The 13,106-nt window shown below is 43.8% G+C and carries 10 protein-coding genes; 7 read left to right on the top strand and 3 right to left on the bottom strand.

The window, feature by feature from the left end; all coding sequences use genetic code 11:
• Positions 1–120: 120 nt before the first annotated feature.
• Positions 121–849, top strand: coding sequence for an HAD-IA family hydrolase (locus OCV44_RS20365; RefSeq protein WP_139685122.1), 729 nt, complete (start codon positions 121–123; stop codon positions 847–849).
• A gap of 428 nt (positions 850–1,277) precedes the next feature.
• On the opposite strand, the gene OCV44_RS20370 is transcribed toward OCV44_RS20365, so the two are convergent.
• Together OCV44_RS20370 and OCV44_RS20375 are read right to left on the bottom strand one after the other, a co-directional pair.
• Positions 1,278–2,702 carry a methyl-accepting chemotaxis protein gene (locus tag OCV44_RS20370; protein ID WP_139685121.1) on the bottom strand — a complete coding sequence of 475 codons (1,425 nt, stop codon included), beginning with the start codon at positions 2,700–2,702 and terminating at the stop codon, positions 1,278–1,280.
• A gap of 148 nt (positions 2,703–2,850) precedes the next feature.
• On the bottom strand, positions 2,851–4,074 hold the full coding sequence (locus OCV44_RS20375) for an aromatic amino acid transport family protein (protein WP_139685120.1): 1,224 nt from the start codon (positions 4,072–4,074) through the stop codon (positions 2,851–2,853).
• A gap of 448 nt (positions 4,075–4,522) precedes the next feature.
• Between OCV44_RS20375 and OCV44_RS20380 the strand changes: the two genes are divergently transcribed.
• From OCV44_RS20380 to OCV44_RS20390, 3 genes are all read left to right on the top strand, one after another.
• Positions 4,523–4,651: a hypothetical protein gene (locus OCV44_RS20380; protein WP_017059831.1), complete on the top strand. Its 129-nt coding sequence runs from the start codon at positions 4,523–4,525 to the stop codon at positions 4,649–4,651.
• A 174-nt stretch (positions 4,652–4,825) separates the two neighbouring features.
• On the top strand, positions 4,826–5,437 hold the full coding sequence (locus OCV44_RS20385) for an acyl carrier protein phosphodiesterase (RefSeq protein WP_139685119.1): 612 nt from the start codon (positions 4,826–4,828) through the stop codon (positions 5,435–5,437).
• Between the two features lie 57 nt (positions 5,438–5,494).
• Positions 5,495–6,766 carry a DEAD/DEAH box helicase gene (locus tag OCV44_RS20390; protein WP_139685118.1) on the top strand — a complete coding sequence of 424 codons (1,272 nt, stop codon included), beginning with the start codon at positions 5,495–5,497 and terminating at the stop codon, positions 6,764–6,766.
• A 119-nt stretch (positions 6,767–6,885) separates the two neighbouring features.
• Here the strand turns inward: OCV44_RS20390 and OCV44_RS20395 are convergent, their stop codons facing one another.
• Positions 6,886–7,632, bottom strand: a complete 747-nt coding sequence (locus tag OCV44_RS20395) for a TetR/AcrR family transcriptional regulator (RefSeq protein ID WP_139685135.1) — start codon at positions 7,630–7,632, stop codon at positions 6,886–6,888.
• 149 nt (positions 7,633–7,781) lie between these two features.
• Here OCV44_RS20395 and OCV44_RS20400 point away from each other — a divergent pair, with 149 nt between their 5' ends.
• The 3 genes from OCV44_RS20400 to OCV44_RS20410 are packed head-to-tail and all read left to right on the top strand — an operon-like array spanning position 7,782 to position 12,981.
• A complete protein-coding gene (locus OCV44_RS20400; RefSeq protein ID WP_139685117.1) occupies positions 7,782–8,870 on the top strand; it encodes an efflux RND transporter periplasmic adaptor subunit in 1,089 nt (362 codons plus the stop codon).
• Positions 8,870–9,925 (top strand): efflux RND transporter periplasmic adaptor subunit, encoded by a 1,056-nt coding sequence (locus tag OCV44_RS20405; RefSeq protein ID WP_139685116.1) that lies wholly within the window; start codon positions 8,870–8,872, stop codon positions 9,923–9,925. Before OCV44_RS20400 ends, OCV44_RS20405 begins: the two co-directional genes overlap by 1 nt.
• A complete protein-coding gene (locus tag OCV44_RS20410; protein WP_139685115.1) occupies positions 9,922–12,981 on the top strand; it encodes an efflux RND transporter permease subunit in 3,060 nt (1,019 codons plus the stop codon). The genes OCV44_RS20405 and OCV44_RS20410 overlap by 4 nt, the downstream gene beginning before the upstream one ends.
• Positions 12,982–13,106: the final 125 nt, after the last annotated feature.

A 13,106-nucleotide genomic window follows, 5' to 3' on the forward strand; every position in this document is an offset into this window, starting at 1 on the left:
ATCCACTGCATATTTCGCGTAGAGAAATAAGGGCCGATAGATAAAGTGTTACCTTAATCATCCCGCGTATTGAAAGAACACTATAGGATAAAACTTGAATTCAATGCGAGTGAGAGAGCTATGCGGTTAGAACAAACTAAATGTGTAATTTTCGATTGTGATGGAACACTCATCGATAGCGAGAAGCTGTGTTGCCAAGCCTTAGTGAATGTGTTTTCTGGCTTTGGCGCTAAGTTAAACGTTAATGACTGCTATGTGCACTTTCAAGGTGGGAAGCTAGCTGACATCTTAATGGATACTCAAGAACGTTTAGGGCTGTCTATCTCCATTGATACACTCGAGCCGCTTTACCGCACTGAATTAGAAGCCTTGTTCCAACGGCATTTAAAACCGATGGATGGCGCTATCGAGCTTATTGAATTCCTCAAGCAACAAGACATCGAGTTTTGTATTGCTTCCAATGCGCCTAAATCTCGAGTTGAATCTTCATTGGCAATGACAGGAATGCTCGACGACTTCAAAGGCAAAGTATTTTCAGCTTTTGATGCCAATAGCTGGAAGCCAGAGCCTGATCTGATCATGTATACCGCAATGAATATGGGCTTTTTACCAAACGAATGTATTTATGTTGATGACACGGTGAAAGGCATTGAAGCTGGGGTTGGTGCAGGTATTCAATCTTTTAGATTGCGACCAACGTTTGAAGGTTCATTGAGTGATAATACCGAAGCCGACATAGCAGAGCTAGCGGCTCAGGATATTTACAGTTTGGAAGAAATATCGATTTGGATTAATGGCAAGCGCTGCTCAAGTGGTGGTATACCGCACTCTGGAGCTTTGGTGGGGTAGAGCCTAATTGAAGGCTGACTACTTTGCTTAATTGTGTTGTGTGGAAACCACATGCAGCACAAGTGAACTTCTCTCCACTTTCTGAAAGTAGATATTCGTCATGTTGGCATAAAGGGCATGTGATGTCGTCGGTGTATGGTGCATCTGTTTTATTCATTATGTGTCACCTGCAGCAAAAGGGTAAGCGAAAATAAGACCCGTTCAAATAGATTACCCCTAAGCTCGATTATTAGACAGTTTTGGCTCCTCTTAATCCCTCCTTTGCGACTTACTTCATGTTAATAACTGAGGAGTATGGATTTGCCATGGTTATTAATCGACGCCAATAAAAAAGGACTCTATATGAGTCCTTCTTGGGTTTGTTCTTAATTCTAAGCCTTAAGCCATTAAGCATTAAGCATTAAGTGAAAATAGCTGATAGCTATTTGCTAAGTGCGGTATCTTGCCAAAGTTTGAGACAGAGAAACCGATGCTTCAGTCAGCTTAGATACGCCCTTTGAAGAGTTTTGAGCGACATCTTTAATTACGTCTGATTGGCCTCGTATATCATTAAGCTCAGCAGCGATGGTATTCGCTACGTTGCTTTGTTCATCAGCTGACGTTGCTATTTGTAGACTCATGTCCATTAGCGCTTGTGCGGAATCTGCAATCGAGTTTACGTCATCACCGATGTGTGAAATTAGTTGGCTACTGGTCTGCGCTTGATCAACCGTTTGCACCGTGATCTTAGCAATATTTTGACTCTCTTGCTGTAAGCGTTCAATCATCGTTTGGATCTCAACCGTAGCGGACTGAGTTCTGCTAGCGAGCGTTCTCACTTCATCAGCAACAACGGCGAATCCACGGCCTTGTTCACCTGCACGGGCAGCTTCAATCGCGGCATTCAGTGCGAGTAGGTTAGTCTGCTCTGAAATTGCGTTGATCGTGGTGATCACTTCGTTGATTTGGCTTGTATTTACATTCAAGCTCGTAACAGAAGACGAGGTTTGCTCAATCAAAGAAGAAAGGGTGGTTATCTCTGAGATTGCTTGCTGAACCATAGCATGGCTATCATTGATTTGTTGAGCATCTTGCTCTGCTTGCTCTGTAGAGCGCGCAGAGATATTCGATACTTCATTCGCTGATGCCGTCATTTGGTCCATTGCGGTTGCAACAGAGTCAAGAGACGCGTTTTGGCTCATGATTTGTGTTTCGCTGCGCTTCATCTCTGTTTCGAAAGAAGCCGACGTTTCACTCAGTGTCGCTGCGTTTTGGTTTACGTTATTGACGAGTTCACTTAGCGTATCCATCGAACGGTCAAGCGCGCAACCAATCGTACCAAACTCATCACGACCCGGATGGAAACCAAGGCGAGACGTTAAATCTCCATCACCAATCTTTTGAGTGGTTGAGTAAAGTACCCACAGTGCGCCACCTAAGAAAGTTGCTACCCAATAACAGAAAAGACCAAAGGGCACACACCATAAAAAACTGAGTAATAAAGAGTAAAGTGCTTGCTGCTTTTGATTCTGTGTATCGATATTTGAAACGGTAAGAGAGTAGTAATTGCCATCTTGTGCAAGTGCCGTAGCAGTCACGGAACCCGTGTTGGAAATAGTGGTTTCTTGAAGGCGTGTTTGTTGGCTAACTGAACGAACCGAACCTGGGGAGTCTGATGCTGACAAAATGCCTTGCAATTGAAACTCGACCTGCTGTTTTGCACTTGCGTCAATTTGTTCTACCTTGTTGACGTAGTTGAAGCCAGCGAGGCTTGCTACAGCGGCGAAAAAGATCAAGAAAATGACCCAAAACTTGTCGTTAATCGACATTTTAATAAACAGTTTGTCTATCGTTCTAAATTGTACTTCTTTCATAAAAACTCCACGGTAAATCCTTTACCGTGGACTCTAAATAACCGACCTCAATAAAAATGTGATTCCGATCGATTAATTATGAAAATTCATGATAGCAATATATCGTTCATGAGACATCAATCAAGTATTTTTGCTCTCGATGGGTTTATTAGCCTAATGACGGTAATAACCCTACTGAAATAAGGATTTGTATTGCAATGATAAACACGCCAACGCTACCCGCTAAAAACAGCGCTTTGCTTCCACCTAACACTTGGTAAGTTGATTCTGTAGCGTGAGGTTTTACTGAGAAATTTGTGTAACGAACCTTGTATACCATCACTGTCGGCAGAAGAATCGCAAGCACTGAAAGTGCAATGGCTGCGTAACCTAAAGCCATGATAAAGCCTTGTGGGTAGAACAGGGCAAAACCCAATGGCGGCAAGAAAGTAATTGCGGCTGTTTTAGCACGTTTGGCATTGCCTAGTTTCTTACTCAGAGAGTCTCCCATGAATTCAAATAACCCCAAGCTCACGCCAATAAATGAGGTCAACAATGCAAGATCTGCGAACACGCCCACGATCAAGCTTAAGTTTGATTGATGAACGGTTTGCGATAGTGAAACTAGAAGTGCGCCCAAGCTAGTATCTGATAATAATTGCTCTTGGCTAACCACACCCAACGTAACACTCTGCCAGAAAACATAGATAACCAACGGTAGTGCAGAACCTATAATCATTACCTTACGTAAAGAGCGAACGTCACCATCTAAGTATCGAACAATTGAAGGGATACTGCCGTGGAAACCAAAAGAGGTAAATACAACTGGGATTGCAGCAACAATCAGACCTTGTTGTAGAGGCATGCTCATAAGATATTGAGAGGTGATGTTTGGTGCTAGGAAGCTGAGTACCAAAACCATCGCAATCAGTTTAAGTCCAAATAAAACACGGTTAACTTTATCAACACTGTGTGTACCAATCGTCACAACACCTGCAACTAATAGTGTAAATAGAAGCGTGGTGATTTGACCATTGAGCTCAATGCCAGCGATATCTGAGATACGTTGGTTGAACTGAGCACCACCGCCCGCTATGTATGCCGCACATAGAGCGTAGAAAAGAAACATCACCGCGAAGCTCGCTATCCACTTTCCTTTTGTTCCTAAAATAGTGTGAGCTAACGTGTGTAGGGTTGCGTCAGATTCAGCGAATTGATGAAGCTCTACCATTAACAGAGCCGTAAAGGCCATCAATGCCCATAAACCCAGCATCAAGAAAAGTGAAGTTGAAAAGCCAATACCTGCAGAAGCAAGTGGAAGAGCGAGCATGCCGGCACCAATGGTTGTGCCTGCAATGATCAAAGTACTACCAAAAACCTTTGATTTATTCATTGTATATAATTCTTTACGTTAGAGTGTGTTTTCATTGTAATTCTTCTAGCTTAAGCGCATAAACCCAAAGAATATCTCGATTTTGAAGTATTCTGATTGAGTTTAATTCCAAATGCAATCTCTAATGTAATTAAAAATATCCACTGTAAATTTATATTTACATCGTTGGGTGGGCAGGGCATCGAAAATGCCTAAGCAAACGTTTGACTATGATCTGCTTCAAAATTTGTAGAGTAATTTGTTGTACTTGGTGTAAGGTGGCAGTACATATGTCGTTCGCGTATACCCCTTTGACGTAAACAAGCGTTAATGATCGCGAGTAGCTTTCAAGCTATAAATATGGAATGGGTAGAGTAGAGTGCGTTCATCAAAGTGACATAATATAAGTCCAAGATGGTGCACTAGTTAACAGGACATTATGTCCACATCAAGGAATAGAGGGGGCACTATGAGTGACCAATCTTATAATGACGAAAGTCTTGAGTTGTTAGATGCTATGGAAATTGGCATTGATTTATCTGACTATGAACAAACAGTTAAACAACTAGCAGAAGAACTTTTTAAGTCTTCGAACTAAGTTTTACCTGAACTAAAGGTTTCTGTAGTTCAACGTTCTCAAATTAGACAATTCTTAAACTGAGCAAATCTCATTCGCTCACACGTCATATCAAAACTATCCTCATTAAAGTTCGCGAAGATAAACGAGTACGTTTACCATGTTACTTAGTTCTCGATACTTTAATGAGGTTCAATGAACTTTCTCGCACACCTGCACATCGCCCAACATTGCAACAGTAACTTAGCCGGTAATCTGTTAGGTGACTTCGTTAAGGGTGACCCTAATAAACACTATTCAGATTCGCTTTCTAACGGGATAAGACTTCATCGATTCGTCGATAGCTATACCGACCGTCATGATGTGTCTCGCTCTGCAAAATCTCTGTTTTCAGATCAAACAAAGCGCTTTGCTCCTATCGCGCTCGATGTCTTCTGGGATCACTGCTTGGCCAATCACTGGGGGCAGTTCTCGACACAGTCGTTAGAGCATTTTTGTTCAGACAGTCATCAGCAGATTTTCGAACATCAAGAGTCACACTGGCCTGAAAACTTCGTCACTATTCATCAGAAGATGGCGGAACAACGGTGGTTGGAAAGCTATCAAGACATGTCTTCCATCGAGTTGGTATTACAGCGAATGGCGTTACGAAGGCCTAAGCTAGGTATGCTCAAAAACTGTTACGAAGACCTAGAACGCCACTATGATAAGTTGCAGTGTCACTTTAATGAGCTATATCCAAGCGTTTTAGAAGAAGCAAACCACTTTAGTGCGCTTCAATTGACGAAAAATCAAAAGGAAAGGTAAACAGCGTAATGCAGGTTTGCTACAATCCGCGCCTATTTAATCTTTGAGCATCATACTATGTCTGAACCTACTAAATCTTTTAACCAACTTGGATTGTCTGACCAACTGCTTACAACACTCACCGAGCTTAACTTTACGGCTCCAACCAGTGTTCAAGAGCAAGCGATTCCATTGGTGCTAGAAGGCAAAGATGTATTGGCTGGTGCGCAAACGGGTACGGGTAAAACGGCCGCATTTGGTTTGCCAATTATCCAAAGATTAATCGAGACAAAAGACAACGTTATTCCAAACCCGAAGCTAGTTCGTGCGCTTGTGTTGGTACCAACACGTGAACTAGCGCAACAGGTTTTCGATAACGTAACCAGCTACGCAAAGGCCACCGACATCAAAGTCGTGGTGGCTTACGGCGGCGTTAGCATGAAGGTTCAAACTGAAAATCTACGCGGGGGAGCAGATATTCTTGTCGCGACTCCGGGCCGTCTTATCGACCATATGTTCACTAAGAACATCATGTTGAGCCACACTGAAGTGTTGGTACTGGATGAAGCAGACCGCATGTTAGACATGGGTTTCATGCCTGATATCAAACGCATTCTTTCTCGTATGAATGAGGTGCGACAGACTCTGTTCTTCTCTGCGACGTTTGATAACAAAATTAAAGCTCTGGCACATCGAATGATGCAGTCGCCAAGTGAAATTCAAGTGACGCCAAAAAACAGCACGGCGGACACGGTTACCCAGATGGTTTATCCGGTTGATAAATCACGTAAGAGTGAGCTGTTGGCTTACCTGATCGGTTCAAAGAACTGGCAGCAAGTGTTGGTATTCACAAAAACTAAGCAGGGTACGGATGCTCTGGTCAAAGAACTTAAGCTAGACGGCATTAAAGCGGCATCAATCAATGGTGATAAGAGCCAGGGTGCTCGCCAAAAGGCACTGGACGATTTCAAATCAGGCAAGGTGCGTGCGTTGATTGCAACCGACGTGGCAGCTCGTGGTATCGATATTCAACAGCTAGAACAAGTGGTTAACTATGACATGCCATTCAAAGCCGAAGATTACGTTCACCGTATTGGACGTACAGGCCGCGCAGGCAACAGCGGTTTAGCGATCTCTTTGATGAGCCAGGATGAAGCTTATCTTCTGGGTGACATTGAACGCTTACTTGATACTCGCTTGCCTCAAGAGTGGTTAGAGGGCTTTGAACCAAGCCTGGAAAAAGATGTAGCACCCGATCGCGGTGGTCGCAGTAAAAGTCGTTCATCAGAAAAACGTAAGATGAAAGCGAAGCTTAAGATTCACCAAAACCGCGGTAAAGCGCGTCGCTAATAAGCCGATCTAAAGAACTAGATTAAAGATCTATACATATAAAAACGCGCCGTTACAGTTGGTTCTGTAACGGCGCGTTTTTGTATTAAGTACACTTGCTTCGGACTTGGAGAACAGTATCAGGATTTATTGTGTTCTGTATTACACTTCCACACGCAAGGCACTTCGTAAATTAGCTCTTCCAGAGTCGCCGGGTTAAGTACCCATTTATCCTCAATACTAAATTGATTGATCATCTGCGAATTGAACATTTGCCAATGCTTCATTAAAGCTTCCTCTGCACTCGTTTCCATTTCGCCTTCGTTCCAAGTGCTTTCCATGAAAGGAGTTAAACAAACCGCTCCGTTGGCGAACATGATCATTTGCCATTTTATTTCGAAAATATTAACGGTTTTTTCCGGATTTGCTTTGTTGTATTGGTCAGCCAGCATATTGATTTCGTACTCAAGGTCGCCCACGTTGTCGATGAAGTAATCGACGAGGTTGTCTTCTTGACGTACAGAATCCGAGAGAAGTTGCATCGGTCTGCGTGAGTGAATCATGTTGGTAAAAAGGCGCATCGCGAATAAATAGATCGAAATATTTGGCGCAATGTCTTTTGGTAGCTCTTGCATGATTTTGCTGATATAAGACTGAAAATATGCGTGCAAACAATCACTTATTGCATGCCATATCTTCTCTTTGCTACCAAAATGGTGGCGAATGAGGCTATGAGACACCCCAGCTTTTTCGCTGATATTACGTAACGAAACTCGTTCGTAACCTGCATCACAAAACATATCTGCTGCAACAGCCATTATTTGAAATCGAGTCTCTTCAGCGTCTTTAGCGCTTCTTCTACCTTGTTTCTTTTCAGTCATCTTCATTTCACACATTTACCTGATTACCACATTCTACACTGTTTTTACTCAAATAAAAATACTGCACAGGTGGAAAGTAAAGCTTGTGGATTCCGATATTTTGAATATACTGCACACCTGTGTAATAAATCATAATAATTAAATGGAGAAGCATCATGCAATCCAAGTTGTCTATTCAAGCCAAGACGGGTAAGCAGATAGGAGTGGCGTTTGCTGCACTATTACTCGCAGGCTCTTTGACCGGATGTAATAAGGTTCAGTCAGAAGAAACGGTTCAAGTTGTTAAGCCAGTCAAGCTGTTTGAGATCCCTCAGCAGACGGATATCGAGCTTGATAGCTTTATCGCAAAAGTGGATGCGACCGACCGTGCCGCACTTTCATTCCAAGTGGGTGGAGATATTGAAACGTTCTCTGTTCGTATGGGACAAGAGGTGAAGAAAGGCCAAGTACTCGCTGTGCTAGATGCAACGGACTACCGCATTGCGGTTGATGCAGCACAAGCTAAATTTGATCTGGCGAACAGCCAATACAAGCAAGCGTCAGAGCTGTACTCGAAGAAGCTTGTAAGCACAGATTACTACGACCAAGCTGTAAACACCTTTACTGCCGCTGAAGTTGAGTTGGACCAAGCACAAACAAACCTTGGTTACACCACATTAGTTGCTCCATTCGATGGCGTGGTATCGATGGTGTTTGGTAAGCAATATCAGTTAATCGCTGAAAAGCAGCCAGTACTTAATATTTTGAATCACAGCGAGATGGATGTGACTTTCTCTATCCCTGTATCAAAGCTTGAAGACCGTTCTATCCAAGACCTAACTAGCTCAAACATGTGGGTTGTGATGGATAGCCACCGCGGCATTCGTATCCCAACGCGTTTTAAAGAGATCTCAACGCAACCAGACGAAGACACCAACAGCTACCAAGCGGTTGTGTCTATCGAGAAACCCGAAGGTATTAATCTGCTTTCTGGCATGACGGCACAAGTTGAAGTTCAGAAAAATAAGTCGGACTACGGTATTGGCATTGTTGATTCAGCTTGGTTAAGCAAAGAAGCAGACCACGGTGAACTGTGGCGCTACAACCCAGAGTCTCAATTGATTTCTAAAGTACAAGTCACCCTTGATGGGCAAGGCAAGGTTATTGAAGGCCTGACTTCTGGCGACTTGATCGTAGAAGCGGGTGTTGATGTGTTATCTGATGGGCAACAAGTAAAAGCTTGGTTACGTGAGGGCGGTATTTAATGAACTTTTCCAAATTATCAGTTGTGGTTGTATCTGCGTTATTGCTTCAAGCCTGTAACAATGGAACCGAGCACCGTGAGCAACCTTCACTTTTGGTTTCAACCTTTGAAGTTGGTGCGCCACTGACTGATCAATTCAGAAGTTTTAACGGACAGGTGATGCCTGCTGAACTCACACCATTGGCATTTAAGCTTGCTGGTGAGATTCAACAAGTATTGGTTGAAGCCGGTGACAAAGTAGTAAAAGGTCAGCTACTAGCGACCTTAGACAACGCGACATACCTTCAAGATCTGACAGACGCTAAATCTCAATTCAAATTAGCGAGCAAGCAACTGGCGCGTGGTTCTGAGATGTTTGACAGCAAGATGTTGTCGCAATCAGAACACGACCAACTGACCGCTAACTACAAACTGGCATCGGCTAATTTGGCTGCGGCAGAGCGTAAGCTGAGTTACACAGAGTTTTTAGCACCATTTTCTGGAACAGTTTCGACCGTAGATAAGCAACGATTCGAAAACACGACTCCTGGAGAAACACTCCTGAGTGTGTACCAGAACGATAAGGTGTATGTGCGAATTCAAGTATCAGATTCGATCTTGGCGTCTATCAGCCCAGATATGCGTTCGAACAGCTATCGACCTGACGCAACCTTTGGCGGCCACTCTGGAAAATACCCTCTAACGTATCTAGAGCACACCAGTGAACTGCACCCGCAATCTCGCACTTACGAGTTTTGGATGCAGATGCAACAACCTGAAAGTGAAATTCTGCCGGGTACCAGCGTTACGGTAAATGTCGATATGGCGAAAGCGGGCCTGAGTGATGTTCAAGGTTACCAGTTACCAATGACGACTCTACAAGCAGGCGCTGAAGCGAACCAATTTTACGTGTGGAAGATGGAAGATGGCCAAGCTTACAAAAGCGAAGTGGAAGTCGACAAGATCAGTGGCCAAGGCGCATTAATCGCTCATGGTGTTGAGCAAGGTGATCGACTCGTAAACTCGAATCTAAGAAAACTCCGTGACGGAATCCAATTGTCAGGAAAAGCAGAATGAACATCGCAGAATATTCAATAAAAAACAAAGTAATCAGCTGGCTGTTTCTAGTCATTTTGGCCATTGGCGGTGTGACGTCTTTTGGCAACCTATCCCGTTTAGAAGACCCAGATTTTACCATTAAAGATGCAATGATTATTTCAACTTACCCTGGCGCTACGTCTATGGAAGTTGAAGAAGAGCTAACGTACCCGCTTGAAAAAGAGATAAGACAGCTGCCTTATATCGACAAGATCACCTCAACCTCGTCGAATGGTATGTCTCAAATTATGGTCAGCATGAAGATGGACTACGGTCCAGACGAGTTGCCCCAAATCTGGGATGAAATGCGTCGTAAAATCAACGATCTACAGCCAACACTGCCAAGTGGTGTTAACTCAGTTCAGATCATTGATGATTTCGGTGACGTATTTGGTGTGATGATCATGCTGACTGGTGATGGCTACGATTATGTCGAGCTAAAGCAGTATGCGGATTATCTAACGCGTGAAATCGAACTGGTCGATGGTGTAGGAAAAGTAAGCATCGCGGGCGACCAACAAGAGCAATTGTTTGTTGAGATGTCACTTGAGCGTTTAGCGGCGCTAAACCTAGATATGTCGATGGTAACGTCACTGTTAGCACAACAAAACAGTGTGGTATCGGCAGGTGAGGTAATGTTGAATGGCCAAAGCCTAACGATCAAACCTAATGGCACTTTGAGCACGGTTGAAGAGCTAGAAAACCTGATCATTCATGGTCGTGATACTGGTAATCTGATTCGCTTGAAAGATGTCGCTGAGGTTACTCGCGGTATCCAAGAAAAACCGGGCAATGTACTAACTTACAACGGCAAACCAGCGATAAACCTAGGTATTGCGTTCTCTTCAGGCGTAAACGTGGTCGAAATTGGTAACGCGTTAGATGCCGAATTGGATCGTTTAGAAAGCATTAAACCAGCAGGTGTAGAATTGAATTACTTCTACAACCAAGCGCAAGAAGTAGACAAATCAGTGGCTGACTTCTTAATTAGCCTAGTTGAAGCGGTAGCCATCGTTATCATTGTACTGCTGTTCGCAATGGGCTTACGCAGTGGCTTAATAATAGGTTTGGTTCTTCTACTGACGGTGTTTGGTACATTCATTCTTATGGACTACAACGATGTTGAACTGCACCGTATCTCGCTGGGTGCTTTGATCATCGCACTGGGTATGCTGGTGGATAACGCGATTGTTGTCGTTGAGGGTATTCTGGTTGGCTTGAAGAAAGGTAAGACCAAACTTCAAGCAGCGAAGGACATCGTGACACAAACACAGTGGCCACTATTGGGTGCGACCATTATTGCTATCACGGCCTTTGCGCCTATCGGTTTGTCGAAAGATGCGACAGGTGAGTTCATGGGCTCGTTGTTCTGGGTACTGTGTTTCTCTCTGTTTTTGAGTTGGGTAACGGCGCTAACGCTGACACCATTCCTTGCTGAGATGTTGCTTAAAGAAGAAGACAAGGTCGATGAAAACGAAGACCCATACAAAGGTATTCTGTTTGTTGTATTTGGTGCGTGTCTGAAAGTCGCTCTTCGATTTAGATGGCTTACAGTAGCTAGCATGGTCGCGCTATTAGCGGTTTCCGTTGTTGGCTTTGGCATGGTGAAGCAACAGTTTTTCCCACCATCAAACACGCCAATGTTTTACGTAGATATGTGGATGCCAGAAGGCACCGATGTTCGTGAAACGATCAAGCAGACAGAAAAAGTTGAAAGTTACATTCGTCAACAAGGTGACGTGGAGTTTGTGACAGCAACGGTTGGGCAGGGTATGCAACGTTTTGCGCTGACATATCAACCAGAGAAAAGTTACGAAGCGTACAGCCAACTGCAGGTACGAACGACTGACCGAGACACCATGTTTAAAGTCTTAGATGGGCTAGACAAGGACTTGGCCAATAAATTTGAACAACCCACGTTCCAATTTAAACTGATTGAGTTTGGCCCGTCGCCAGCTTCAAAAATCGAAGCGCGTATTAGCGGTGCAGATCCGCAAATACTTCGCAGCATCGCTGTTCAGGTAGAAGACATTTTGTTAGCGGATCCTGGCTCTCGAAATGTTCGCCACGACTGGCGTGAACGCACTAAAGATCTAGTGCCACTGTTCAATGAATCAAAGGCTCGTCGTCTTGGCATTTCAAAGACGGATTTGTCTGAGACGTTACAAATGACGTTTGGCGGCTACAACATCGGCTTACTGCGTGATGGTACCCATATGTTACCTATCGTGGCACGCCTGCCTGAAGAAGAGCGTTTTGATTTTGAATCACTAAACAACGTGAAAATCTGGAGTCCATCACTGCAAACCTACATTCCTGTAGAGCAAGTGATTGATGGCGTAGAGCTGCAATGGTCTGAACCACTGATTCAACGTCGTGATAGAAAACGGACGTTAACCGTATTGGCTGACCACGACGTATTGGGTGATGAAACGCCAGCTAGCTTATTTGCACGTGTTAAACCAAAGGTTGAAGCGCTAGATATACCTGCCGGTTACAACATTAACTGGGGTGGTGAGTACGAAAGCTCTAAAGATGCGCAAGAGTCCCTATTTGGTTCACTGCCAATGGGTTACTTGCTGATGTTTATCATCACCATGCTTCTGTTTAACTCGGTTCGTAAGCCACTTGTGATTTGGTTTACGGTACCACTTTCTATTATCGGTGTTTCGATTGGTCTGCTAGGTACCAATATGCCATTCAGTTTCACGGCTTTCTTAGGTTTACTGAGCTTAAGCGGCATGATTTTGAAAAATGGTATTGTCCTGCTTGACCAGATAAACACTGAACTTTCAACAGGTAAAGACCCATACCTAGCGGTTGTCGACAGCGCGATCAGTCGTGTACGACCGGTATCTATGGCAGCACTAACGACTATCTTGGGCATGATTCCCTTGGTATTCGATGCATTTTTCGGCTCGATGGCGATTACCATCATGGCAGGCTTAGGCTTTGCTACAGTACTAACGCTAATAGTAGTACCAGTGATGTTCGCCATTCTATATAGAATCAAACCGTCCACTGCGGGTTATTAGGGATTGATATAAAACAGATTCTTTTAAGCCAGCCCAGTCAATTTTGATTGGGCTTTTTTACGGATATGGTTTGATAAAACAAGACGAAGATAAGGCCGAACTAAGAGGACGTTGCGATAGCAATG

Origin of the sequence: Vibrio tasmaniensis (assembly GCF_024347635.1) — a bacterium.
In the GTDB taxonomy this organism is placed as follows: domain Bacteria; phylum Pseudomonadota; class Gammaproteobacteria; order Enterobacterales; family Vibrionaceae; genus Vibrio; species Vibrio tasmaniensis.